This window comes from Ewingella allii (genome assembly GCF_044430645.1).
Lineage (GTDB): Bacteria > Pseudomonadota > Gammaproteobacteria > Enterobacterales > Enterobacteriaceae > Ewingella > Ewingella allii.
In genome coordinates, this window is sequence record NZ_JAWUDN010000001.1 from 1,124,006 (window position 1) to 1,147,992 (window position 23,987).

19 protein-coding genes are annotated in these 23,987 nt (G+C 54.6%); 8 read left to right on the plus strand and 11 right to left on the minus strand.

The window, feature by feature from the left end; translation table 11 throughout:
- Window position 1: 1 nt before the first annotated feature.
- The 3 genes from SBO83_RS05400 to SBO83_RS05410 all read right to left on the minus strand — a co-directional run bounded on the left by SBO83_RS05400 (window position 2) and on the right by SBO83_RS05410 (window position 4,095).
- Entirely contained in the window at window positions 2-1,117 is a 1,116-nt protein-coding gene (locus SBO83_RS05400) for an ABC transporter substrate-binding protein (protein ID WP_396130714.1), read from the minus strand.
- 275 nt (window positions 1,118-1,392) lie between these two features.
- Window positions 1,393-3,240: a hypothetical protein gene (locus SBO83_RS05405; RefSeq protein WP_396130715.1), complete on the minus strand. Its 1,848-nt coding sequence runs from the start codon at window positions 3,238-3,240 to the stop codon at window positions 1,393-1,395.
- Window positions 3,241-3,543: 303 nt separating this feature from the next.
- Window positions 3,544-4,095, minus strand: coding sequence for a GNAT family N-acetyltransferase (locus tag SBO83_RS05410; RefSeq protein ID WP_396130716.1), 552 nt, complete (start codon window positions 4,093-4,095; stop codon window positions 3,544-3,546).
- Between the two features lie 148 nt (window positions 4,096-4,243).
- Between SBO83_RS05410 and SBO83_RS05415 the strand changes: the two genes are divergently transcribed.
- Window positions 4,244-4,510, plus strand: a complete 267-nt coding sequence (locus SBO83_RS05415; RefSeq protein ID WP_034790355.1) for a DUF3811 domain-containing protein — start codon at window positions 4,244-4,246, stop codon at window positions 4,508-4,510.
- 49 nt (window positions 4,511-4,559) lie between these two features.
- On the opposite strand, the gene SBO83_RS05420 is transcribed toward SBO83_RS05415, so the two are convergent.
- Both SBO83_RS05420 and SBO83_RS05425 read right to left on the minus strand, forming a co-directional pair.
- Complete coding sequence (locus SBO83_RS05420) at window positions 4,560-6,179, minus strand: rhodanese homology domain-containing protein (RefSeq protein ID WP_396130717.1); 1,620 nt, start codon at window positions 6,177-6,179, stop codon at window positions 4,560-4,562.
- Window positions 6,172-6,795 carry a cysteine dioxygenase gene (locus tag SBO83_RS05425; protein WP_396130718.1) on the minus strand — a complete coding sequence of 208 codons (624 nt, stop codon included), beginning with the start codon at window positions 6,793-6,795 and terminating at the stop codon, window positions 6,172-6,174. The genes SBO83_RS05420 and SBO83_RS05425 overlap by 8 nt, the downstream gene beginning before the upstream one ends.
- Before the next feature lie 192 nt (window positions 6,796-6,987).
- Here SBO83_RS05425 and SBO83_RS05430 point away from each other — a divergent pair, with 192 nt between their 5' ends.
- The 3 genes from SBO83_RS05430 to SBO83_RS05440 all read left to right on the plus strand — a co-directional run bounded on the left by SBO83_RS05430 (window position 6,988) and on the right by SBO83_RS05440 (window position 10,099).
- Window positions 6,988-7,908: a LysR substrate-binding domain-containing protein gene (locus tag SBO83_RS05430; RefSeq protein WP_396130719.1), complete on the plus strand. Its 921-nt coding sequence runs from the start codon at window positions 6,988-6,990 to the stop codon at window positions 7,906-7,908.
- A 140-nt stretch (window positions 7,909-8,048) separates the two neighbouring features.
- Entirely contained in the window at window positions 8,049-9,146 is a 1,098-nt protein-coding gene (locus tag SBO83_RS05435; RefSeq protein WP_396130720.1) for an LLM class flavin-dependent oxidoreductase, read from the plus strand.
- An 11-nt stretch (window positions 9,147-9,157) separates the two neighbouring features.
- The gene (locus SBO83_RS05440) at window positions 9,158-10,099 is read left to right on the plus strand and encodes an ABC transporter substrate-binding protein (protein ID WP_396130931.1); all 942 of its coding nucleotides are present in this window, start codon (window positions 9,158-9,160) and stop codon (window positions 10,097-10,099) included.
- On the opposite strand, the gene SBO83_RS05445 is transcribed toward SBO83_RS05440, so the two are convergent.
- The 4 genes from SBO83_RS05445 to SBO83_RS05460 form a co-directional block, all read right to left on the minus strand.
- Window positions 10,100-11,590 carry an MDR family MFS transporter gene (locus SBO83_RS05445; RefSeq protein ID WP_353502015.1) on the minus strand — a complete coding sequence of 497 codons (1,491 nt, stop codon included), beginning with the start codon at window positions 11,588-11,590 and terminating at the stop codon, window positions 10,100-10,102.
- Window positions 11,591-11,752: 162 nt separating this feature from the next.
- Window positions 11,753-12,439, minus strand: coding sequence for a dethiobiotin synthase (gene bioD / locus SBO83_RS05450; protein ID WP_396130721.1), 687 nt, complete (start codon window positions 12,437-12,439; stop codon window positions 11,753-11,755).
- Between the two features lie 206 nt (window positions 12,440-12,645).
- Window positions 12,646-13,866: a sugar metabolism global transcriptional regulator Mlc gene (mlc, locus tag SBO83_RS05455; protein ID WP_034790343.1), complete on the minus strand. Its 1,221-nt coding sequence runs from the start codon at window positions 13,864-13,866 to the stop codon at window positions 12,646-12,648.
- A gap of 153 nt (window positions 13,867-14,019) precedes the next feature.
- Window positions 14,020-14,925 carry a LysR substrate-binding domain-containing protein gene (locus SBO83_RS05460; protein WP_396130722.1) on the minus strand — a complete coding sequence of 302 codons (906 nt, stop codon included), beginning with the start codon at window positions 14,923-14,925 and terminating at the stop codon, window positions 14,020-14,022.
- Window positions 14,926-15,117: 192 nt separating this feature from the next.
- Between SBO83_RS05460 and SBO83_RS05465 the strand changes: the two genes are divergently transcribed.
- Both SBO83_RS05465 and tus read left to right on the plus strand, forming a co-directional pair.
- Window positions 15,118-16,353 (plus strand): MFS transporter, encoded by a 1,236-nt coding sequence (locus SBO83_RS05465; protein WP_396130932.1) that lies wholly within the window; start codon window positions 15,118-15,120, stop codon window positions 16,351-16,353.
- Between the two features lie 139 nt (window positions 16,354-16,492).
- On the plus strand, window positions 16,493-17,446 hold the full coding sequence (tus, locus tag SBO83_RS05470; RefSeq protein ID WP_396130723.1) for a DNA replication terminus site-binding protein: 954 nt from the start codon (window positions 16,493-16,495) through the stop codon (window positions 17,444-17,446).
- Between the two features lie 386 nt (window positions 17,447-17,832).
- Here the strand turns inward: tus and fumC are convergent, their stop codons facing one another.
- Window positions 17,833-19,227: a class II fumarate hydratase gene (fumC, locus tag SBO83_RS05475; RefSeq protein ID WP_396130724.1), complete on the minus strand. Its 1,395-nt coding sequence runs from the start codon at window positions 19,225-19,227 to the stop codon at window positions 17,833-17,835.
- A 268-nt stretch (window positions 19,228-19,495) separates the two neighbouring features.
- Here fumC and manA point away from each other — a divergent pair, with 268 nt between their 5' ends.
- Window positions 19,496-20,671, plus strand: a complete 1,176-nt coding sequence (gene manA / locus SBO83_RS05480) for a mannose-6-phosphate isomerase (RefSeq protein WP_396130725.1) — start codon at window positions 19,496-19,498, stop codon at window positions 20,669-20,671.
- 160 nt (window positions 20,672-20,831) lie between these two features.
- Complete coding sequence (locus SBO83_RS05485; protein WP_396130726.1) at window positions 20,832-22,385, plus strand: YdgA family protein; 1,554 nt, start codon at window positions 20,832-20,834, stop codon at window positions 22,383-22,385.
- Between the two features lie 397 nt (window positions 22,386-22,782).
- Here the strand turns inward: SBO83_RS05485 and malI are convergent, their stop codons facing one another.
- A complete protein-coding gene (gene malI, locus SBO83_RS05490; protein ID WP_353502007.1) occupies window positions 22,783-23,814 on the minus strand; it encodes a Mal regulon transcriptional regulator MalI in 1,032 nt (343 codons plus the stop codon).
- Window positions 23,815-23,987 lie beyond the last annotated feature (173 nt).

The following is a 23,987-nucleotide window of genomic DNA, read 5'->3' on the forward strand; positions in this document are numbered from 1 at the left end:
TCTACTTAGCCGTAAGCTGGCTCCAGTAGGTGCCGCTAAACGGGATCGGCAAGAACTGATCATAGATCGCTTTGACGGTTTTTTGTGGGTCTATGTCAGCAAACAGTTGCGGATAGAGCGTTTTGGCGAACACTTCCACATCGACCATATGATAAGGGCTAAGGTAGAAATTATGCCAAACGCTGTAAGCGCGGCCATTTTTGACTGCTTGTAAATTGGCAAGCAGCGGCTGCTGGTCCATCACCTGCCGGAAGCTGCTTTCGGCCTGCTCCTGCGACACCAAAGGCCCGAGCTGGATATTCCCTTGCGACTTGCCGTCCGGCGTGCCCATTCCGGTACTGATATAGACATCAGGATTGGCGGCGATCACCGCCTCAGGGTTCATCTGGCCATAAACGCTTTTGAAAATGCCTCCGGCAATATTGTTGCCACCGGCGAAGGCCACTAAGTCAGCCAGATTGCCATGAGAAACCGTGGTGCAGCAGGTCTGACGGCGACCAAGCTGGAGTTGCAACATCACGGTGGTTTTCTTGCCGTGGTAGCTCGCAATCCGCTCTTTAATCAGGTTCATATGTTGCTGGTAGAAGGCGATAAAGCGTGCGGCTTTCTGCGGGTTATTCAGCACGTCGCCCAGCAGTTTGATGCTCGGAATGGTGTTGTTGAGCTGGTCAATGCGCAAATCGACATAAATCACCGGAATGCCTGCCTGAGTCAGGCGGCCAAGCATTTGGTCTTCGTCGGTCGGCGTTTTGGCATAGCGCGGCAAAATCACTAAATCCGGCTTCAGTGCGATCACTTTTTCAGCATTGAACTGGGTGAAATTGTTTTTGCCCATTTGCGGGATCTGGGCGATTTGCGGGAAGGCTTTGACATACAACTGCCAGCTTTGCGGATCGAGATTCTGCATATCCCCCGGCCAGCCAATAATATTTTTAGCCGGATTACCATCCTCGACCAGCGCCAGCGTGTAGAGCATCCGGCTTTCCCCCACCACGATGCGCTGTGGGTTATCGGGCACTTCAACAGTGCGGTTAGAGATATCTACAACAGTTTTGGCACTGGCCAGCGCCGGGGCTATCAGGCTAGCAAGTAACAACATTCGGCAGGTGATACGCATAACGTCTCGGGATCAAATGGGCAGGTAAAAGATGATAATGATTATCGTTAAATTCCGCAATTGAGTCTCATCTGGGTAAGCTTTCTTGAGTCCGGGCGCTGAGTGTATTTGGGGTTCATGCGGCATACGGCAGCGCCGCTCTGCTCATGAGATAGAGGGCGGAGATCGGTGGCGCCAACTTGGATCATCATTGATCAGTAACCGATCGTTCTTCAGATTAGCGGCGAGGTAGAGGCCTGCGATGAATAAGACCTATTCTTCGCAGGCATTGGCGGTTAGGGAAGCGTGATATTTTGCTGCAAAATCACATTGTCAGCCGGTACAGGCTGAGCAACGACGGCGGTACTTTTCAGCCGATTGTTCACGGCGATCAATGAGCTGGTCGCGGGGTTAAAGGCCGTGAAGTCGAGGCGGCTATTGGTGAAGACTGAGGCAAAAATGTTGTACTGCGCCGCCCCGCTCCCCTGCCACGTCAATAACCCGCCATCAATCCGGCAGCTATCAAAGGTCAGTTGGGTCGAAGAAAGCAGGATTGGCGTGCTGGTCACATCACCCACGAAGTCGCAGCGCACAAAGCTCAGCGGCGCGGTGCTGGCGAACGGATGCCCGTTGATCCCTTTGAACACCGTATCAATAAAGACGATCGGCGAGGTGACGTTGACCCTCACCACCGGCGCTTTGTCATCCAGCAAAGAGAACTGGCACTGCTGAATCACATTCTTGCGCGCCGAGCGCCGCGACACCTGACTGATCCTCAGTGTGCGATCCGCCGTACAGCCCGTCATGTGCAGACCATCGACATTGACCCACAACATGCCGGACTGGGGAATTGCCGGGTCGGCGATCACCACCACGTCTTCCAGCGTCAGTTCGCTCACGCTGGACTGCGCCACAAACCACGGGCAAAGCTGTTTGCGCACATTAATGCGTTTAGCGCTGCCGCCCCAGGTTGCGCCGGAGTTGGCGAAGGTCATCAGCCCGGAGTTGCCGGTGTAGGTCAGGTCATGCTCATACTGGCCGTGGGTGACGAATGGCCCCTTTTCGGCACTTTGCCCGTTGGCGTGGCAGTTTTCTACCAGACAATAGGCCGAGCCGGTGAAGTCATTTAAATGCCGCGCGTTGGCGACGTTGCAGTCACTGACGTGGCCGTAGAGACAGTAAATTTGCTGGGTCAGATAACCCGCGCCGCCGTAGGCGGTGTTCGGCGGGTTCATCAGTGAACACTGTTTGGTGAAGTAATAGGTATTCCAGCGCCGCATCACCACCGGCCAGAAAGAGCCAGTAGAGTGAATGCCCTGCACGTTGGCATAAATGGCGTATTCAAAAGCCACAGGATGGCTGCCGGTCAGCTGATCGGTGCCGGCACCGATAAATTGCAGATTTTGAACCGTAACGTGATGAACTGGCTCAACCTTCTGCCAGCTAATCACCCGCCCTGGCTGCAGCTCCCAGCCGTTGGCATAACCCACCTGAATATGCGTTGGGTCGATAATGGCGATCACTTTCACCAACTTTTGCAGCTCGCGCTCGGCAGAACCCTTGATGGCTTTGACTTCGACGGCGAACCAATCCCCCACCTTAAATTGCGTGGAGTCTCCGACCGGGTAGATATCCGTCAGTTCGGGTAAGGTATTGGTGAGTGTGAAGGTGATGGCCGAGCCGACCAGTTCGCCCTGAAAGAACATCACGGCGGCAAAGGGATCGTCTGGCCCGGTAGGCTCAATGCCGTGGGTATAAAGGGTGTGATTTTGGAAGTCGAGGGTGATATCTGAACGCGTAAAACGATGTCGGCGCTGAAACAGCAGGTCGGAGTAGGCATAAATCTGACTGAACGCGGCGTCATTCACTAAGGCATCGAGGGCATCATCGGCGGGGATAGTATTATCAAAAATGCCGAAGGTGCGGAAATCGCCCACATCCTGATCGAGCAGCAGCCAGCGCCCGCTCGGGCTGTGGTCCGAGCCAATTACCGTGCCCTGATTCACCGGTTTACTGCTTGGCGGGTCCCAATAATAGTGCCCGCCGCCGCCGTCACCCGCCGAGTAATAGCCTTTTACAAATACGTTCATATCTTCTTGTGGATCTTGGTTTTGCAATTCAGAAATAGTATTGAGCGTTTTCATAGGGATTCCTTATTGATGTTTGGAGTGAGCACCTCTACGTTTTCAAATTTCTCGCTTCGAGGCGATGATGTGTTGATTGCTGGTCCCTGACACAACGGCAATAGCCGTGCGGCAGCTGAAAACGGGTAGCAATGAGGCGTCCAGAGGTTGGTGACCCTGGCGAGGGATGTGCAGAAGATAATGCAGATCTCCTGTCACGGAGAGTATTGCAAGGGTGGAAGTTAAAGCGAAAAAACCTAGTAAATTTAGCAGGGTATGGCGTTACGCCTTCAGTCGCAGGGGGAGAAGGCGTGAGTTGGAGGATTAAACGGCAGGTGAAGGAAGGGTCACATCGCCCTCCCCTAATTCCAGCTGAAGCAGCACGGTGTCCACCCAGCGGCCATGCTTAAAGCCGACGCTTTTTAATGTACCGATGGTCTGGAATCCCAGCGATTGATGCAGGCCAATAGACCCTAAATTCTCGCTATTGCCAACGTTGGCAATCATCTGTCGCCAGCCGCCTTCGGTGGCGCGGCGAATAGCTTCCTGCATCAGCCTTTTACCAATGCCCAGCCCCTGCTGCCCTTCGGCAATATAGACCGAACTTTCACAGGTAAAACGGTAAGCATAGCGCGGGCGATAAGGTGCCAGATAGCAGTAACCCAAAACCTGTTTATCCCGTTTGGCGACCAGATAGCACATATTTTGGCTGAGCACTTTTTCGCGGCGGGTGAGCATTTCGTCAAGCGTCGGCGGCTCAGTTTCAAAAGAGGCAATGCCATGGATCACGTGGTGAGCGTAAATCGCCTGAACCTGAACCATGTCGGCCATGGTTGCATCATGCAGAGTGATGGTATCGCGCATTAAAACAGACATGTTTTGTTCTCTCAGAAGCTAACATTTTCATTGTTAAACAAAAGAATATGCCTGCAGTGACGAATTGGATAATAAGTAAATCTTATAGATGAAAGGGGCCGAAAAGGCGCTACACTGAATGTCACTTTCCTCACACGGATGCAGCACAATGAAAAGACTTACCCAGCAAGATATGACGGAAAGCGAACAGCGCGAACTTAAAACGCTACTTGACCAGAGCCGTAAAGCTCAAGGTCGTGATCTGACCAATTCAGAAACCAACCGCATCAAAGACAATTACATTGATAAATTGATGGAAGAGAAAGAGAAAGTTGCCGCTAAAGCGCGCGCCGAGAAGCGTCGTCTGAAAGCTGTACCCAGCTCGACGGCAACCTACGACTGGACCGCCAGAACGCATCCACGCGGCCGTCGTTGATTGACATTTTGTTTACAGGGCTCAGTGATTGAGCCCTGATTCTTCCCCGCTAAGCCTGTAATAATTTAAAGCCGTGAGTCCCGTCCTTCTCCAACTGCGCCACTAAACCATACTCCCAGTCGAGATAATCCTGCATCGCCTGCGGGCTGACGTCGGTGCCCTCATAGGGGCGGCGGTAGCGGTCTTGCGCATTCTCAATCCACACAGAGTCGCCGTGCTCCAGCGGCAGGCCCGCGTCAATCCAGCCCACCGTGCCTTTTTGCAATAGATAGGCCGGAGAGCCAGTGAGCGCCGCCACTTCGGTGACAGCGTAACGTGCTAACAGCCCGCTGGTGCAGGTGACTACCCAGCGTGACACCGCCGGATGGCGGCGAACCGCCTGCGCGATATTGGCGCGCGTGGTCCACAGCGCGCCCGGAATGCGGCGATTGCGGAAGTTGGCGCTGGTCGTCAGGTCAATCACGCCGGTAATCCCCTCCTTCAGCCACTGCTCTAGCTGGGCGGGCAGCACCTCTTCCACTGCCGGAGCCGCGGCCGTTTTCGCCTGCCAGTTACCCTGCTCGGTGAAATCCGCCGCCGCGGCGTCAAGCACCGCAACTTCCCAGTTCATCTGCGCCAGCCAAGAGGCCGCCAGTTCGGCGCGCACCTGCTGGTCATCTGCCAGCACAATTCTTGCGCCGCGCACGCTGGCGTAGTGGTCAGTTTCTTGCACTAATTGCCCGCCGGGCACGTGGCGCGCGCCGGGGAAATGCCCCGCCGCGTACTCTTCTGCCGTGCGCACGTCAAACAGATACAGAGTGCGGGAACTGTCTTGCTGCCACTCGTCCAGCGTTTCGGCTGAAATGTATTTCACCCCGGCGCGACGGGCTACGTTTTGGGCACTCTCTGCCACCGCCTGTTTTGAAGAGAAACACAGCGGCGGGAAGCTGGCCTGTTGCTGATGGGCCAATGCTTGCCCCGCCAGCGTCCAGCCGATAGTGCCGTTGCGCAGCGCCGCCACCGGATTAGGAATGCCCGCGTTGATCAGCGATTGCGTACCAATAATGCTGCGGGTGCGTCCGGCGCAGTTGATAATCACCTGCGTTTGCGGGTTCGGCACTGCGTCGCGCAGGCGCAGAACCAGCTCGCCGCCCGGCACGCTGACGCCGTTGGGAATGCTCATGGTGTTGAATTCGTCGAAGCGGCGTACATCCAGAATAGCGATGTCCGCCCCTTGCTGTTGCAGCGCCTGCACCTGCTCGGCGCTGAACGATGGCGTGTGATAATGGTGTTCAACCCACTCACCGAAGGCTTTGCCCGGCGCGTTCACATCAATAAAGATTTCGCCGCCCGCTTCGCGCCAGCCCGCCAAATCCCCGGCTAACAGCGCAATATCGCGATAGCCCAGCGCCTTAAACGTCGCCAGAGCGCGGGTGGTTTTGCGAATGCCCTGCTCTTCGTCCCAAAACTCGCCGTTGTCGTACAAAGTGATGGGCGTGTTGCGGCGCGGCAGGCGATCCATTGCTTCTATCTCCAGTTTGGATAATGGCAGATTGACGGCAAACAGCGGATGCCCGGTGGCAAAGGCGGCCTCTTCGCGCAAATCGATCAGGGCAACTTCTTGTTGATTGAGCAGCGCGTCGCGCAGTTCGGCGAAATGACGTAAAGGCGTGGACGAAGTTTTAGTCATGTTGTTTCTCTTTCAATAGATGTTGCTCTTTCGACAGGTCCCAGACATTGGGCAAGGTGCGATTGGAGTAACCGGAGATAAAAGTTTTTTGCTGGCCGTCCGGCAGGTAAACCGCGCGCGACACCTCGCCGATGTTGCCGCCGTAAACGTGAATACTGACCGAAACCTGGTCGCTAAACGCATTGCTGACTTGATGAATATCCAGCTCGGACGGGGAGATTTTCTCGACGGCTCCCGGCGTTAATCGCACCGGCTGGCCTTCTGGCACCAGCTTGCCCAGACCGTTTCGCACATAGTTTTGGCTAATCTCTTCGCCGCGCAGCATGCCAATCAGCCCCCACACGCGATGGTCGTGGATTGGTGTGATTTGCCCCGGTCCCCAAACAAAGCTCACCACCGAAAAGCGCGACAGCGGATCGGCATATAGCAGATATTGCTGGTAATGGTCGGGATGCGGCACGGCAAATTCGTCATCCAGCCAGACGTCATTCGCCACCAGTTGGCCCAAAAGCTCCGCCCCCTGCGCCAGCACCTCCTGCTCCTCGTGCGGCTCGCTCACTAATCGCGTGAGCGACGCCAAAAACTCGCGTAACGGCGCGTAATGTCGAATTGTCATAATTGCCTCTTAAGATAAGCCCTTTTTGCAGGCTAGCATCGCCACTGACCAAGCAAAATTCATTTTATGGATAAGCTAATATGCAAATCACACATAAAAATGTGCTGTGAGTGCCGACTTAGGGCCAAGATTTGCTTTATGCTGGACTGATTGTCGTCTTCGAAGACGCGACTTAAAGGGACTGCTCCACTTATGAAAATAGAAGATCTGACGGCATTCGTCGCAGTGATCCGTCTGCAATCCACCCGCCTCGCCGCCGAGGAGTTAGGGCTGACCCAGCCCGCTATCACCCGCCGGGTGCAGAACTTCGAGGAATCTCTGGGCATCGCGCTACTCAATCGCCAGACCAAACCCCTCAAGCCGACATTAATGGGTAAACGCGTCTTCCAGCAGTGCCGCAACATTCTTCGTGAAGTAGAAGCCCTGAGCGATTTGGTGGCGGCGGACCACCCGCCGTCCGGACTGCTGCGTCTGGCCGTGCCGCAAAGTTTGAGTGAAACCAGCCTGCTGCCGGCGCTGAAAATGTTGTCTTCCGACTTCCCGCAGGTGCAGCCGCGCCTCTCCAGCGGCTGGGGTGAAGAGCTGTTGCTGCGGGTTCAGCGTCAGGAGCTGGAGGCGGCGGTGGTGCTGTTTCCCGCCAGCAAGCAGTTCCCTTCCGGCTTAGAAAGTCAGGCGTTAGGTTCGGTGGATTTAGTGGTGGTTGGGCCGAATGACCCCAATGTGCCGCCATTGCGCAAACTGGAGGAAGGCTATCAGCGTGGCTGGATTTTGAATCCGGAAGGTTGTGGTTTTCGCGCCGCGCTGCAACGCGCCCTGACGGAACAGGGGTTGCCGCTGCTGCTGAATCTCGAGGCGTTTGGCGTCACCTTGCAGCTGTCGCTGATTGCCGAAGGTCGCGGATTAGGGCTGATGCCTCGCGCCTTGGTCGAGCGCCACGCCCTGCGCCCGCAACTGCAAATTTACAGTTTGCAGGACTTCGCGCCGCGCAGCCAGCTGTGGCTGGTGTACCCGAACGTGCCCGCCAGCCAAATTCCGGCCATTGACGCCTTCGCGGCGGCCATCGCCCAAGGGCTGGATCTCGCTCCCTTGGCCGTCGACCAGCCGCAGGTATAATGTTCAAACTCTTTAATGCACAATTTTTATATTAACTTATGATAAAAATTAATTTCTAACATAGTAAAAGGCTGTCTAAGGTAATACGCTCCTGCCATCGCCTATGCGCTGGCAACTTATGCAACCAGGAGTGACAGCCCATGAGCGTGCAATTCATTGGTATGATCGGCCATCGTTTGGCCTCCGAAATAATTCCCGCGACGGGGCCAATATTCGATAAGAAATATATCGCCGACTTCGCCAAAGCCCACGAGGATGCGGGTTTCGACCGCATTCTGGTGGCTTACGCCTCCGACCAACCTGATGCCTTTTTAGTCACCGCGCACGCGGGAGCCAACACTTCCCGTATCCACTTCCTGTTAGCCCATCGCCCCGGGTTTGTAGCCCCGACACTTGCGGCGCGAAAGCTGGCGACCCTCGATCACCTGCTCGACGGCCGTTTAGCGGTGCATATCATCAGCGGCGGTAGCGACGCCGAACAGCGCCGCGACGGCGACTTTGTGCCGAAGTCCGGCCGTTACGCACGCACCGACGAGTATATCGATGTGCTGAAAAACGAGTGGTATTCGGCCAAAGACTTTGACCATCAAGGGGAGTTTTATCAGGCGGAAAACGCCTTCTCGGCCATCAAACCTTTCAATCAGCATTTGCCAGTGTACTTCGGCGGTTCTTCGGAAGACGCCATCCGCGTGGCGGGCAAGCAGGCCGATGTGTTTGCCCTGTGGGGCGAGCCGCTGGCCAGCGCCGCCGAAACGGTACAGGCGGTGAAAGCCTCCGCCGCGCGGCATCAGCGCGAGATTGAATTCAGCATCTCCTTTCGCCCTATTCTCGGCCGTACCGAAGAAGAAGCCTGGGCCAAGGCCGAAACTATTCGCGAAAAAGCCGCCGCGCTGATTGCCCGCAATGGCCAGTCTCAGGCGCCAAAACCGCAAAGCGTCGGCGCCGAGCGGCTGCTCAACGCCGTGGCTCAGGGGGATCGCCTCGACGAACGCCTGTGGACCGGCATTGCCGGGCTGATTGGCGGCGGTTCAAACTCCACCGCGCTGGTCGGTACGCCGGAGCAAGTTTCCGACGCGCTGCTGAAATATTACGATTTAGGGATCCACACCTTCTTAATTCGCGGCTTCGACCCACTCAACGATGCAGTGGAATATGGCAAAGAGCTGATCCCGCTGACGCGCAAAAAAATCGCCGCGCGTCTGGCTCAAAAACACCCTCAACACGAATCGACGGTATAAAAATGACCATAATGAAATCATTGGGAAAATTGCTGGTTGCCACCACCCTGATGGGCAGCGTAAATCTGGCGTGGGCCGATCAAGTGACGCTGCGCGTCGCCGACCAGAAAGGCAATATGCGCGCCCAGCTGGAAGCTGCGGGAAAACTGGATAACCTGCCGTACAAAATCGAATGGTCGGAATTCCCCGCCGCCGCGCCTCTCGCCGAAGCGCTCAACGCGCAGGCCGTGGACGTAGGGATCATTGGCGACGCGCCGCTGCTGTTTGCCGAAGCCGCCGGGGCGCAGGTGAAAGCCATTGCGGTGGATAAATCAGACGCCTACGGCACGGCGCTGCTGGTCAAGCCTGACAGCCTAATCAAAACAGCGGCGGATTTAAAAGGTAAAAGCATCGCCACTAACCGTGGTTCTATTGGTCACTTCGTGGCGCTGAAGGCATTGGCCTCGGCCGGGCTTTCCGCCAAAGATGTTACCTTCCGCTTCTTACCGCCGAGCGACGCCAAGCTGGCGCTGACGCAGGGTTCAGTAGATGTTTGGGCGACGTGGGAACCTTACACCGCCTTCGCCGAAACGCAGGATCATCTGCGGGTAGTGGTGAATGGGCGCGGACTGTGGTCTGGCAACAGCTTCCTGGCCGCCACCGATTCAGCGCTGAAAGATAACGCCAAGCGCCAAGCCATTACTGACTACTTGCAGCGCCTTAGCGATTCGCAAGTGTGGGCCTATCAGCATCTGGATGAGTACAGCCAGCAGTTGGCAAAAATCATCGGCTTCCCGCTGCCTGCGGCTCGTCTCTCCTTCGAACGCCGTAAATCTTACTGGCAATCCATCGATGAAGAGACTCAAACCCAGCAGCAACAAACCGCTGATTTCTACCATGATCAGGGCTTACTGCCGGTCAAGCTGGAGGTGAAGAACACCTTCGACGAAAGCTTTAAGGTCAAACAGCCTTAATCACTGCCCTTCCCGCTGCGCTGCGCCCACTGGGCGTTCTCCCGCCGGAATTAATCTTCCGGCGGCGAGCGCAAACACCGAAATCACCGCCGCCACGATAAACACCCAATGCAGCGACGCCGCCACGCTGTCGGTGATCATGCTGAGCTGGGCGGAGTCGATGTTGGCCCGCTGGCTTTTTTCCATCAACTGTTGCACCGGATCGCTAATATTCGGCAGGCGTTTTTCCAGATTAAGGTTCAAGGTTGCGCCAAGCAGCGCCGTGCCAATGGCCGACCCGAGCATGCGGGTAAACACCGTTGACGCCGTGGCAATGCCGCGGATCGCTGGCTCGGCGGCGTTTTGCACTGACACCAAAAACGTGGTGTTACACAGCCCCATCCCCGCGCCGATAGTTAAGGCTGCTAATCGCGCCCACCACAGGCCGGAAGATGGCGATAACAGCAGTAAAATCAGACTGCCGCTGACCAATAGCAGACCGCCGATCATCGCCGTAGCGCGGTATGACGTCGCGTGCATAATTCTGCCACTCAGCATACTGGCCAACGGCCAGCCGATAGACATCAGCGCCAGCGTGGTGCCCGCCTCTAATGGCGTTCCGCCCATCACCCCCTGCACGAAGGTCGGCAAAAAGGCGCTAATGCCCATCATGGTGGCACCAATCACCAGCCCGCCAATATTCCCGGCGATAATCACTTTGCTCTGCCACAGGGCCAGCGGGAAAAGTGGCTCAGGAGCTTTGCGCTCTTGGCGAACCAGCAGCCAGCCGGTGAACAGCGCGAAGGCAACCAGCGCTAAGGCCCAGTAGCCAAAAGCCTCAGCTTGCAGCATGGCAAGTAACAGCGCGGCGACCGACAAGGTCAGATAAGTGGTTCCGGCCAAGTCCAGAATGTGCTGCTTGCGCTGGCTTTCCGCCGGTAAAAAGCGCCAGAGGATCGCCATGGCTAACAGCCCTAAAGGCACGTTGACCCAGAAAATGACCGCCCAGTGGAAATGCGAAACGATAAACGCGCCGAGCAGTGGACCGGCAATCGCTGAAACGCCCCACACGCTAGCAAGGTAGCCCTGCGCCTTGGCGCGCTCCTGCGGGCCATATACATTAGCAATCAGCGTGGTGGCAATCGGGGTGATCGCTCCGGCGCCCAGCCCCTGTAAGGCGCGGAAGCCAATCATCCACGGCAAAGACGGCGAGAAGCCACAGAGCACTGAGCCAATCAAAAACAGCGTAGTACCAATGAAAAACACCTTTCGGCAGCCGTATAAATCCGCCAGTCGGCCATAAATCGGCACGGTGATCGCCTGAGTCAGCAGATAGACCGCAAACACCCAGCCGAGCAGTGAGAATCCCCCCAAATCGGCAATGATGGTGGGCATGGCGGTCGCCACAATGGTGGCTTCGACTGCCGCCATAAACATCGACAGCATGCAGGCGATAAGGATAAGGGGGCGGCGCTTGTGGCTGACTAAGGGGACGAAAGCAGTCTGATTCATAGGCTTAATCTGTTGTTCTTATGTTTCAGTCGAGAATGAATTTTGCAGTATATCAGCGAGATTGCGGGAAGGTTTATCGGTCGCGTGCTAACGAAATTGAAAAAGCCCCGCCGGATGAGAGCCATCCGGCGGGGCAAAAGTGGTCACTTTCACTGCAATGAATCAGGCAGTCTTGCTATGACCAATAGGCAGCAGGGATAAATCGATATATTTCGCCATATCGCGAGATTCAGCGCGCGGTAAATAGGGAATTTCCCCCAGCAGCGGCGCTGAAATATTATGGCTAATGGCATCAATTGTTTGCTGATAATGCGCAAGGCAAGGGTTAATACGATTGGCGACCCAGCCCGCTAACGATAACCCATCGGTATTAATAGCCTGAGCACTTAATAAGGCGTGGCTCACGCAGCCCTCTTGAATACCCACGACTAAAATAACCGGAATATTTTCCAGACGAACCCAATCAGAATAAAAACGATCGGGGGTGATCAAGGTTCTCCAGCCATCACAGCCTTCAACCACCACAATATCACCGCCCTGACGCATAAACTTCAGGCCAGAGGTCATTATTTCAAACACATTATCTGGCGTATTACTGGCATAAATATCTTCATCTAACAGTGCCAGCGGCGTTATTTTGTCATAAGGGTAAGAAATAGAAGATGAATCTTGCAGTATCACGGCATCTTTATTTCGAATGCCATCTGCCAGTTCCTGACTCCCTGTCGCAATCGGTTTATAGCCCAATGCGCAGTGCCCCTGCGCGGCTAAAGCCTGTAGCAAAGCACGCGTCACGATGGTTTTACCTACGCGAGCGTCCGTACCCGTGACGAAAAAGTGCGTTAACATGGAATGTTGGCTCCAGGATCTTCCGTTTAACTGAGGATTTATCTCCGGCGAGTGCGCCTGAGACAATGTACAGGGGAAAGTCTAGGCGATACCAATCGATAACGATTTGCGTTAGCGCAATGTTTTGTCCACTGGCAAACAGAAGTTTGAATTTGGGATTTTTATTATATTGGCGGGAAACCAACAAGGTTAATTCATACCAATAATTAACCTTGTAGCAGTTTAATTAACAGAGAGCCGTTATACAGCGCGTCTTTGACTAATGCCGCGCCCGGCATGGTGCCTTTGTTATAAAACTCAGTGGATTCGAGTTTTATATTTTCGCTATATGCCGGCAGAGACTGCTGTTGAATGCAGGACATTATTGCCGGATGGAGAATTTCTTTGGCGAAATTAAGCGGCGAGCCGATCAATATTTTCTCAGGATTAAACAAGTTAACCATGATGGCGAGGATCCGCCCTACGCTGTGGCCGACATTAATAATTACATCGCGGGCCAGCTGGTCGCCGCGATTTGCCGCGTCGCATACCGCCTCAATTGTCAGCGGAATGCCCTGCAGGCTGGAGTTGACCGCCTGAGTTAATCGCTGGCGAACCAACTCAAGAATATTATCAGTGCTGGCGACGGTTTCGAGACAGCCGTGATTGCCGCAATAGCAGCGCTTACCGTAAGGATCGACCTGCGTATGGCCCATTTCCACCACGCTGCTGCTGCCGCTGTGTAGCACGCGGCCGCCGGTGATCACCCCTGCGCCGACATTGTGATCAATAACCACCTGAATCACGTTTTGACTGCCGCGGGATGCGCCATATAAGGCTTCGGCCATGGTCCAGGCGCCAATATCATGCTGCACGAAAACCGGCAGGCCGGTATGGGCTTCCAGCGCTGCGCCGAGCGGCATTTCATCGACGTCGGCGTAAAACGGCATGCGATGCACCACCCCTTCGCGGGCGTTAATCATCCCCGGTAAGGTAATCGCGATGGCGGTGAGGCGTTCGAGTTTGCGCTGATGGCGAATAAAGAACTGATCGATTTCAGCGACGATGCGCTCAAGCAGAGGCTTATCCGCGGCGGCGGGAAGAGGCAATTCCTCTTCTACTACCAGTTTACTGCTCAGATCACGCAGTCCGAGGGTGATGGCACCCAAGCTTATGCGCGCAGAAAGGTAGTGCCAGGCATTAGTATCGAGCACCAAACCGATGGCGGGACGCCCGCGACTGCCCGGCTCCTGAAACTCAGTTTCTTGCACCAAATGAGCTTGTAACAGTTCACGAACAATCTTGGTAATACTGGCGGGGGCAAGCTGCGCTTTTTTCGACAGCTCGATACGCGAAACGGGCCCAAACTGATCTATCAGCCGGTATACGGCACCGACGTTCGTTTGCTTTATTTGATCAATATGCCCAGGCTGCCCATCAGGGATCACAGAAAAAACTCCGTTATTTTTCGCGCTTCAAAATAAAGATTAATGGCTATGGTGGGGTTTTTGCTATATGTCGTCAACTATTTGATTCGTTATGTGATTTGGTGCACATATTGAATTAAAACCCTTTAAGAATTGACTGTAAAAACAGCGGTTTCACGGATTTTTATCCTGCATCATAAGTTTCATAAAAGCGGTCGCTGGCGCACTGAGCTCGCGATGACGGTGATTGACCATCCAAACCTGCGTGTTTCCCTGCTGCTTGCCGAAACGCAAATAGCGCACGCCGTCCACCTGAATGCGCAAATAAGCCGCAGGTAAAATCGACACGCCCAGCCCCGCCGACACCAGACCAATAATGGTCAACGGCTCGCCCACTTCCTGAGTAATAAAGGGCGTGATGCCGTGGGAACCGAGCAAGGCGCGAATATCGTCATACATCGATGTTCCCGAATCCTTGGAGAAAAACACAAAGGGCTGGTCAGCCAGGTGCTGGAAAGTCAGCTCCCCTTCTGGAAGATTCACCAGCGGATTGTCCTCATGCACCACGGCTACCAGCGACTCTGAGAGCAGCAGTTGGTGGTGCAAAACCTCCGGCAGTTGGCGATTACGCATGATCCCAAGGTCGATCCTTCCTTCTAATAATGGTTCGATTTGCTGGGTGCTGTTCATCTCTTCGATCCGAATGTTCACTTCGGGATATTGCAGGTGAAAGCGTTGAATGGTGCGCTGAACGCGGCGCAGAAACGGCGCGGAAGAGGTCAAGCCCAGACGCAAATTCCCGGCAATTCCCTGATGGATTTTTGAAGCTTGCAGCGACGCGTCGTTGACCCGGCTGATTATCTGCCGCGCCTCTTTCAGAAACGCCTCTCCGGCCTCGGTCAGGCTCACATTGCGATTATTACGGTTGAGCAGCTTGGCTCCAATGGCGGCTTCAAGCGCTTGTATCTGCTGGCTTAACGGCGGCTGGGAGATGTGCAATCTTTCCGCCGCACGACCAAAATGCAGCTCGTCGGCAACAGCAATAAAATAGCGCAAATGGCGAAGTTCAATGTTATTCATAATTAGCCATTGAGAGGTTTAACGTCTTAATCAACAGAGATTAATATATTAGACAAAAGATGTCTCACTGATAAAATTTTTACATCTTTTTTGTATTAATTTGGCTCTCGCTAAGGAAACCCAGTGAACATCGCAGGGCGAAAAACCGCCACTCCCAATGAAGATCGGCTCTCAATTAACGATGACGACTTAATGCCCGCCACGCCGACCACGCCTCTGAGCAAAACACCTTTTATTAAACGTGGCACGCCGCAGTTTATCCGCGTGACGCTGGCGCTGTTCTCCGCCGGTCTGGCAACTTTTGCCCTGCTCTACTGCGTTCAGCCGATTTTGCCCGTGTTATCGCAAGAGTTTGGCGTGTCACCGGCGGCCAGTAGCCTCTCTTTGTCAGCTTCAACCGGATTAATGGCCATTGGCCTGTTGTTCACTGGCCCGGTGTCTGACGCCGTGGGGCGTAAATCGGTGATGGTGGTGGCGCTGATGCTTGCCGCAGGATGTACCCTGATTTGTGCCTTTATGCAGAGCTGGAACGGCATCTTGGTGATGCGGGCACTAATTGGCCTCTCCCTCAGCGGCGTGGCCGCCGTCGCCATGACCTATTTAAGCGAAGAGATTCACCCGAGCGTGGTGGCCTTTTCGATGGGCCTGTATATCAGCGGTAACTCTATCGGCGGCATGAGTGGCCGACTGGTGACCGGCGTCTTGACCGATTTCTTCTCCTGGCGGGTGGCCGTCGCGGTGATTGGGGTGTTTGCGTTGTGCTCCGCCATCATGTTCTGGCGCATTCTGCCCGCTTCGAAACACTTTAGAGCCAGTTCGCTGAAGCCCCGCAAACTGGTGATCAATTTCAAACTGCATTGGCGCGATAGCGGCCTGCCGCTGCTGTTCCTCGAAGGTTTTCTGATCATGGGTAGCTTCGTGACCATGTTTAACTACATTGGTTATCGCCTGCTCGGCACCCCTTATCATCTCAGTCAGGCCATAGTTGGCTTGCTGTCAGTGGTGTATTTGATGGGAACCTATAGCTCGCCGAAAGCGGGCGCGTTGACCGGGGTTTATGGTCGCGGCCCTGTCCTGCTAGGGTCAATTGGCCTGATGCTGGTCGGCATTCTGATCACCGCTTTGCCCGCTGTCTGGAGCATTTTTATCGGCATGGTGCTGTTCACCGGCGGGTTCTTCGCGGCCCACTCGGTTGCCAGTGGCTGGATCGGCCGCCGCGCGCGCCGCGCCAAAGGTCAGGCTTCATCACTCTATTTATTCTCCTACTACGCCGGTTCCAGCGTGGCCGGGACCTTGGGCGGATATTTCTGGCACAGCTTCGGCTGGAATGGCATCACCAGCTTCATCTGCCTGATGCTTGCCGTCGCCGTGCTGGTTGGCTACCGCCTGATGCATCTCGCCGAATCCCGACAAGTCGCCGTTAAGTAACTTCCTCCATCTAAGGGCGTTCGCGCCCTTTTCTTTCTGCCTGACAAAATTTCCTCAACCTTAAAAACGTCTCAGAAGATGAGTTGTGCACCCTTTTACTTTTCGACTATATTGTATGTTGTAACTAAATGGAGGCAGTATGGCGAATTACGACCTGATTGGGCGAATGAACAGTTGTTTCAATGAGTTAGAACTGGCACTTGGCGATCTCAGCCGTTTGTTAAAGCAGTTGGAGCTTTTACAGGCGCGGGTATTCAGCCTGCCAGAGATCGCCAAAGGCGAGGAGCACAACCCTGCCGACCGAATTCAGGTGACGCCTTACGTCGGTGAAGCCGCGCAGCAGCTGGCGCTGCAGCATTTCCAGAATCTGTTTATTCACCATCAGGGGGAGAATGTTAGCAGTAAGTCCGCTGTCCGCCTGCCCGGCGTGCTGTGTTACGCCGTTGATGCTTCTGAACATCAGGCAGCCCTGCTGTTGATAGAGGAAGTGAATAAGCTGAAAGCCGAGCTGGAACACATTGTTACCGTGGAATCCGGTCTTGCCCGCGAGCAGCGTTTTGAATTTGTGCACACTCACCTGCGCGGTCTGATTACCTTGAATGCCTACCGCACCATTTCTTATTTGAATGACCCGGATTCAGTTCGCTTCGGTTGGGCGAATAAGCACATCATCAAGAATGTCAGCCGCGATGATGTTCTGGCCCAGTTAGACAAGAGCCTGAAAGCCGGTCGCTCTGTGCCGCCTTACAGCCGTGAGCAGTGGATGGATAACGTCACTCGTGAAATCAATGACGTAAAGCGCATTCCGGAACATGCTATTTTGAAGATTAAGCGCCCGGTAAAGGTCCAGCCCATCGCCCGTGTGTGGTATCGCAATAGCCAGAAGCAAGTTCAGCACCCTTGCCCACTGCCCCTCATAGCCCTCTGTTTGAAGTCACCCAATGTGCAAGTGCCCAAGCTTGGCGAGCTGCATGATTACGATGTGAGTGCCGTGAAGCACAAATATAAGCCCGAAGCGCAGTCGCTGAACTTGTTAATAAAGCGGCTGCATTTATATACGGATTGGTCGGCTGATCAAGTTGTTGAGAGCTGAGTTTGCTGCAATACCCCCCTTCCAGCCCTCTCCTTAAAAATGAGAGGGAGCAAAGTCAAACCCACTGAAAAGGCACGGTTGAGAAGCCTGTAAGTCGCGTTCAGAAGTGACGCCGAGCAAGAGGTGGAAAACCGCGTGTTATTTTACGCGGGTTGGAATCCCGCAGCGAGGGAACCGCCTAAGCGGCGGCACTTCGCGACGATCACTAAAGTGCCTGAAACACGTCCATTCCAACCCTGCGCAGCCTTGATCTCACAAAAGAAAAAACGCAGGGTTCCAAGGGAGGCGCGTTTACGCCTCCCTTGGTCGGTGTGGGCCGACGCCCACGACCTTGAATTTGAAGTTGAATTTAAAAAGGGGCTCCAAAACTGCCCCAAGTTTACAACCTACTTCATGCTCCCCACCATATCCTCCGGCTTAACCCACTCGTCGAACTCGGCTTCGGTCAAATAACCCAGTTTCAGCGCAGAGTCTTTCAAGGTTAGCCCCTCTTTGTGCGCTTTTTTGGCGATTTCAGCCGCTTTGTCGTAACCGATATGGGTGTTGAGCGCGGTAACCAGCATCAGCGACTCGTTGAGTAGCTGGGTGATGCGGTCGCGGACGGGTTCGATGCCTACGGCGCAGTGCTCGTTAAAGCCACGCATGCCGTCGGCCAGCAGGCGAATGGATTGCAGGAAGTTGTGAATGACCATTGGTCGGAAGACGTTCAGCTCGAAGTTGCCCGACGCGCCGCCAATGTTGATCGCCACGTCGTTACCCAGCACCTGTGCGCACAGCATGGTCATGGCTTCGCACTGGGTTGGGTTCACTTTACCCGGCATGATGGAGCTGCCCGGCTCATTTTCAGGGATGGAAATCTCGCCGATGCCGCAGCGCGGGCCGGAAGACAACCAACGCACATCATTGGCGATTTTCATCAGCGACGCCGCTAAGCCTTTCAACGCGCCGTGGCCTTGCACCAGAGCGTCGCAGGTCGCCAGCGCTTCAAACTTATTCGGCGCGGTGACGAACGGCTGTTTAGTCTCTTCAGCCAAGGCTTTGGCGACACGCACCGCGTATTCAGGGTGCGTGTTCAACCCTGTGCCAACCGCCGTGCCGCCCAAGGCTAATTCTGCAATGTGCGGGATACTGGCTTCAATGTGCACCATGCTGTGGGCCAGCATTGCCACCCAGCCAGAGATCTCTTGGCCGAGCGTCAGCGGCGTGGCGTCTTGCAGGTGGGTACGGCCAATCTTGACGATATCTTTGAAAGCCTCGGATTTCGCCGCCAGCGTCTTGTGCAGCTCTTTCAACTCGGGCAGCAGCGTTTCGCGCAGCTCAATGACGGCGGCGACGTGCATCGCCGTCGGGAAGACGTCATTCGAGCTTTGGCTCTTGTTTACATCATCGTTCGGGTGAACCTTGCGCCCTTCTCCGCGCTCGCCGCCGAGGATCTCGCTTGCCCGGTTAGCCAGCACTTCATTCATGTTCATGTTGGTTTGGGTGCCGGAACCTGTCTGCCAGATAGCCAGCGGGAATTCGGTAGGATGCTTGCCAGCCAGCACTTCGTCGGCGGCGGCAATGATCGCATCAGCGCGCTCTTTCGGCAGCAGGCCCAGATCCAGATTGACGCTGGCCGCCGCGCGTTTTGTCTGTGCCAAGGCGTGGATCAGTGCCTCAGGCATCTTTTCGGAGGAAATACGGAAGTGCTCGAGAGAGCGCTGAGTCTGTGCCCCCCAGAGTTTATCAGCCGGTACATCGATAGGCCCCATTGAGTCCTTTTCAGTGCGTGTTGCCGCCATAATATTTCTCCTAATTTCGTTTCTGGTGAAATTTAATATTTATGCTTTGCAAAGGTTTACCGCCAGGAACTGCCACGCAGATCTTCTTTAGGCGACTCGTCGAGTATAGGTCAGGCATCGCATTTCAGAATCGCTAATTGATAATTTCTCGCATTTACCGCACTTTTTCATCATCAGGAGTTGCTTAACCGCCCGCGCTCATTGTTTACTACGCCACAGTAATTTTCTTCACATCATCCCCTGCATAACGGGGATTTCAGGACGAAATATGCAAAAAATGAACAACGGTGTACAAAACTACGCCTGGGGCAGCACCGACGCATTGACCAGCCTTTATGGCATTGCCAATCCTGAAGGTAAGCCGATGGCCGAACTTTGGATGGGTGCTCACCCAAAAAGCAGCTCCTACGTTAAAGGAAGCGACGGTCAGGAAATCGCCCTGCGCAGCCAAATTAGCGCCAACCTGGAGCAAGAGCTAGGGGCGAAAGTCGCCGCGCGTTTCGGCGAGCTGCCTTTCCTGTTTAAAGTGCTTTGCGCCGATCAGCCGCTGTCCATTCAGGTTCACCCAAGCAAGCGTGCGGCGGAGTGTGGCTTTGCCAAAGAGAACGCCGCCGGTATCCCGATTGATGCCGCCGAACGTAACTATAAAGACGCCAACCATAAGCCTGAGCTGGTCTATGCCTTGACGCCTTTCCAGGCGATGAATGGGTTCCGCGAGCTGCGTGAAATTGTGTCGCTGTTGCAGCCGGTTTCTGGCGCTAACCCGCATATTGCTGAATTCCTCACGCACCCCGATGTGGAGCATCTGCGCACCCTGTTCGCCAGCCTGCTGAGCCTTGAGGGCGAGGCAAAGTCTCTGGCGCTGGGCGTATTGAAATCGGCACTGAATAACCAGAAAGGCCAGCCTTGGGACACCATCCGCAGTATCAGCGAATTCTATCCGGACGACAGCGGCCTGTTCTCCCCTCTGCTGCTCAATGTCATCACCCTCAAGCCGGGCGAAGGCATGTTCCTGTATGCCGAAACGCCGCACGCCTATCTCAACGGTGTGGCGCTGGAAGTCATGGCGAACTCGGACAACGTGTTACGCGCAGGTTTGACGCCGAAATACATTGATATCGCCGAGCTGCTGGACAATCTGAAATTCACTGCTAAACCTGCTGGGGAGCTTTTAACCTCGCCGGTGGAAAAAGGCGCTGAGCTGAGCTTCCCGATCCCAGTCGAAGACTTTGCTTTCTCGATTCACAGCTTGTCACCTGAGCCACAAACGCTGGCGCAAAACAGCGCGGCGATTATCTTCTGTATTGAAGGTCAAACGGTGTTGGAAAAAGGTGAAGAGACGCTGGTGCTGAAGCCGGGGGAATCTGGTTATCTTTCCGCCAGCGAATCGCCGGTTGAAGTGAGCGGCAACGGCCGAATTGCACGTGTGTTTAATAAGCTTTGATGCTGAACGTGATGTAATCAAGTAGTAAATATAAGTGTGGGTTGAGGCGAAATGCTTCATTTTTGTGAAAAATTTGCCATTGACGCCCCACTTACACCACAATAAATCGCGCCGTAAGGCGTTTTTTATTTCGGGACATTATCTAAGGATGAACAGAACTATGAAAAAATCGTTAGTCGCTGTAAGCGTCATTGTGGTACTTGGCGCGGCCTGGACAGGCGTCTCGTGGTATACGGGCAAAATGATTGAGCAGCATATGGCTGAAGTGGCGACCAACGCGAATAGCCAGATCCAATCCTCTTTCCCGAAAGCCGGGGTTAACGTCTCCTATCAAGACTACCACCGTGGGCTGTTCAGCAGCCAGGTGCGCATCATTCTGAAACCTGATGCCGCGGCCGCCGCTGCTGGCACCAGCGCGCTGAAAACCGGTGATGAAATCTCCTTTATCGAAACTATCGATCACGGTCCCTTCCCGGCAGCTCAGCTGAAAAAATTCAATCTGATCCCAAGCATGGCGTCAGTGCACAGCGAACTGGAAAACACCGCCACGCTGAAACCGCTGTTTGACGTGACCAAGGGCAAGTCTCTGGTGACGGCAGATACGCGCGTTTCCTATAACGGCGACAGCTCTTCAGCAATCAACTTCATTCCGGTTGATTACGATAAGAACAACAGCAAGTTGCAGTTCGGCGGCGCGGACATCAATGTCGCGGTGGATAAAGAGCTGACCAAGATGAAGTTGGATGCGAAGAGCGACAGCATCGCCATCACTTCTCAGAACCAGTTTGGTCAGCAAGAAAAAGTGACCCTGAACGGCTTCTCTTTGGATAGCGACACCAATCAGGGCGCGTCTAAAGTGGGCATCGGCGATCAAAACCTGACCATTAAGCAAGTGGCTGTCAATGTTGATGGCAAAGACGCGGCTTCTTTGGATAACTTCAAGCTGGTCAGTAAATTCAGCGAAGAAGGCAGCAATATCAAAGGCCAGCAGGATTACACCATTGATGCGCTGAAGATTCAGAATACCGATTTTGGCTCAGGTAAGTTGACGGTGAAAATCGACAAACTGGACGCCGCCGCGCTGAAAGCCTTCTCTGACAGCTACAACCAGCAGTCACAGCAGCTGTTGTCTGAGGCGGGTGATATTGACCCGGCCGTTTACCAGCAGCAGGCTACTGAGCTGTTAGTGGATAATCTGCCTCTATTATTGAAAGGCAACCCAAGCATCAGTATCGACCCACTGAGCTGGAAGAACAGCAAAGGTGAAAGTACCTTCACCCTTCAGTTAGATCTTAAAGATCCGGCGGCCGGTTCTCAGGCTCAGACTGAAGATCAGCTGATTTCCCAGTTGGTGAGCAAGCTTGACGCTAAACTGAACATTCCACTGGCCATGGCCACCGAGCTGACCACCCAGACGGCGAAAATCGAAGGTTATACCGGCGATGACGCAGAGAAACTGGCTAAGCAGCAGGTTCAAGGTCTGGCAGCTATGGGTCAGATGTTCAAGATCACCACGCTAAAAGACGACGCTATCTCCAGCAGCTTCCACTACGCCGACAATCAGGTTGATTTGAACGGCCAGAAGATGACCCTGCAAGAGTTCGCCGGTCTGTTCGGGATCTTCGGCGGCAGCACGGTTCAGCCACAAACCCAGGCTCCAGCAGCCTCCCCGCTGGCTCCACCAGTTGCCCCTGTAGCGCCTAATACGCCGTAATAATTGAGTTTTTTTAGTGAAAAGCCCACTTCGGTGGGCTTTTTTTTTAATTACTGAGCAGAACAGCACTCCACTGGAACGGCACTGTGTAAATGCCAGTAGGTCGCGTTCAGAAGTGACGCCGAGCAAGAGGTGGAAAACCGCGTGGCTTTTTACGCGGGTTGTAATCCCGCCGCGAGGGAACCGCCTAAGCGGCGGCACTTCGCGACGAGCACTGTGGCCGCTGAAACATGTCCATTCCGACCCTGCGCAGCCTCGATCTTCCAGCAGCAAAAAACGCAGGATTCCAAAGGGTTTCGTTTAAAACCCTTTGGGCCAGTGTGGGCGGCGAGCCCGCGGTTTTGAATTTGACGTTAAAGAGTTTAAAAGCAGGTCAGGGCTGCCGCCCATAAAACCCTTACGCTGAAGCCCTCTCGATCAACCCCGGTGCCACAATAATATTCTGCGTTTCGAGGTTCTGGCCCCCTATTCTCTGCAGCAATCTTCGAGCGGCGGCGTGGCCTATCTCGCGGGCAGAGCTGGCGATGGAGGTTAACGGCGGTTCGGTGAGTTCAGCCTCCGGGGCATCTTCCATAGCGATTAACGCGATTTGCTGCTGGAAGAAGTTATCTACCGCGCCGCCACCAATGAGATTGCCGGTGCGCATTACGCCGAAATAGGCTCCCATGGCGACCGACGACTTATGGCAGACGATGGCGCTGATCTTAGGATAGTGGCGCAATAACGTCTCGGCGGCGTCGGCGGCGCACTTCTGCTGATAGTCACACTCGATGATCCATTCGCTGCGAAATGGCAACCCGTATTGCACCAGCGTGGCGCAAAAGCCGCCCAAACGCTCCGCGCGGGTGAGCGAGTCACTTAGTCCGCCGAGATAAGCAATCTGCTTATGGCCGCGTTTAATTAAATATTCCGTCGCCATTTTTGCCGCCAGCATATTGTCGGGCCGCACTAAATCAACCCCGTCGATGCCGCTGGCGCGCGAGGCGCAAATCAGCGGCACGCCCTGCTCGCAGGCTTTCTCTTTCAGTCCTGCCGGGGCGTGCTCTCCACCAGCAATCACTATGCCGTCAACGCCATGGGTCAACAGCGTCTCGAAGCAGCGCGCTAAGCCTTTGCCTGACGAACCACTTTGCAATAAAAACAACACCTTACCCTGAGCTTCAAACATCTCGCTCAGACCGGCGGTCATCTCGGCATAGAAAGGCTCGCAGATATCACGCACGATCAGCCCCACCACGCCGGATTCCCCGCCGCGTAGCGTACTGGCTTGCCGATTACGCACAAACCCCAACTGCTCGACGGCCTGATTCACCCGTTCGGCGGTGGCTGGAGAGATACGCCCTTTACCACTAAGCACCAGTGAAACAGTGGTCACGGACGTGCCTGCATGCTGGGCAACATCAATTATGGTGACTTTTTTCTGGCTCATCCTGTGACTTCTTTCATTAAAACTCCATGAGTGGCGGGTTTATTGCATCACCCGCCGCATGCTGAATAAATCGACTTTAGGTTAAACGTTTAATCTACCGCTAAGCTTATCTTGCGGGCATGCGTGAGTAATGTGAACCAAAGCACGATTTATTTAGGTAAAACGTTTTATCT

Excerpts from the sequence above, each read along its gene's own strand:
- SBO83_RS05400 (WP_396130714.1), bottom strand. The coding sequence starts at position 1,117 with ATGCGTATCACCTGCCGAATGTTGTTACTTGCTAGCCTGATAGCCCCG.
- SBO83_RS05405 (WP_396130715.1), bottom strand. The coding sequence starts at position 3,240 with ATGAAAACGCTCAATACTATTTCTGAATTGCAAAACCAAGATCCACAA.
- SBO83_RS05410 (WP_396130716.1), bottom strand. The coding sequence starts at position 4,095 with ATGTCTGTTTTAATGCGCGATACCATCACTCTGCATGATGCAACCATG.
- SBO83_RS05415 (WP_034790355.1), top strand. The coding sequence starts at position 4,244 with ATGAAAAGACTTACCCAGCAAGATATGACGGAAAGCGAACAGCGCGAA.
- SBO83_RS05420 (WP_396130717.1), bottom strand. The coding sequence starts at position 6,179 with ATGACTAAAACTTCGTCCACGCCTTTACGTCATTTCGCCGAACTGCGC.
- SBO83_RS05425 (WP_396130718.1), bottom strand. The coding sequence starts at position 6,795 with ATGACAATTCGACATTACGCGCCGTTACGCGAGTTTTTGGCGTCGCTC.
- SBO83_RS05430 (WP_396130719.1), top strand. The coding sequence starts at position 6,988 with ATGAAAATAGAAGATCTGACGGCATTCGTCGCAGTGATCCGTCTGCAA.
- SBO83_RS05435 (WP_396130720.1), top strand. The coding sequence starts at position 8,049 with ATGAGCGTGCAATTCATTGGTATGATCGGCCATCGTTTGGCCTCCGAA.
- SBO83_RS05440 (WP_396130931.1), top strand. The coding sequence starts at position 9,158 with ATGAAATCATTGGGAAAATTGCTGGTTGCCACCACCCTGATGGGCAGC.
- SBO83_RS05445 (WP_353502015.1), bottom strand. The coding sequence starts at position 11,590 with ATGAATCAGACTGCTTTCGTCCCCTTAGTCAGCCACAAGCGCCGCCCC.
- bioD (WP_396130721.1), bottom strand. The coding sequence starts at position 12,439 with ATGTTAACGCACTTTTTCGTCACGGGTACGGACGCTCGCGTAGGTAAA.
- SBO83_RS05460 (WP_396130722.1), bottom strand. The coding sequence starts at position 14,925 with ATGAATAACATTGAACTTCGCCATTTGCGCTATTTTATTGCTGTTGCC.
- SBO83_RS05465 (WP_396130932.1), top strand. The coding sequence starts at position 15,118 with ATGCCCGCCACGCCGACCACGCCTCTGAGCAAAACACCTTTTATTAAA.
- tus (WP_396130723.1), top strand. The coding sequence starts at position 16,493 with ATGGCGAATTACGACCTGATTGGGCGAATGAACAGTTGTTTCAATGAG.
- fumC (WP_396130724.1), bottom strand. The coding sequence starts at position 19,227 with ATGGCGGCAACACGCACTGAAAAGGACTCAATGGGGCCTATCGATGTA.
- manA (WP_396130725.1), top strand. The coding sequence starts at position 19,496 with ATGCAAAAAATGAACAACGGTGTACAAAACTACGCCTGGGGCAGCACC.
- SBO83_RS05485 (WP_396130726.1), top strand. The coding sequence starts at position 20,832 with ATGAAAAAATCGTTAGTCGCTGTAAGCGTCATTGTGGTACTTGGCGCG.
- malI (WP_353502007.1), bottom strand. The coding sequence starts at position 23,814 with ATGAGCCAGAAAAAAGTCACCATAATTGATGTTGCCCAGCATGCAGGC.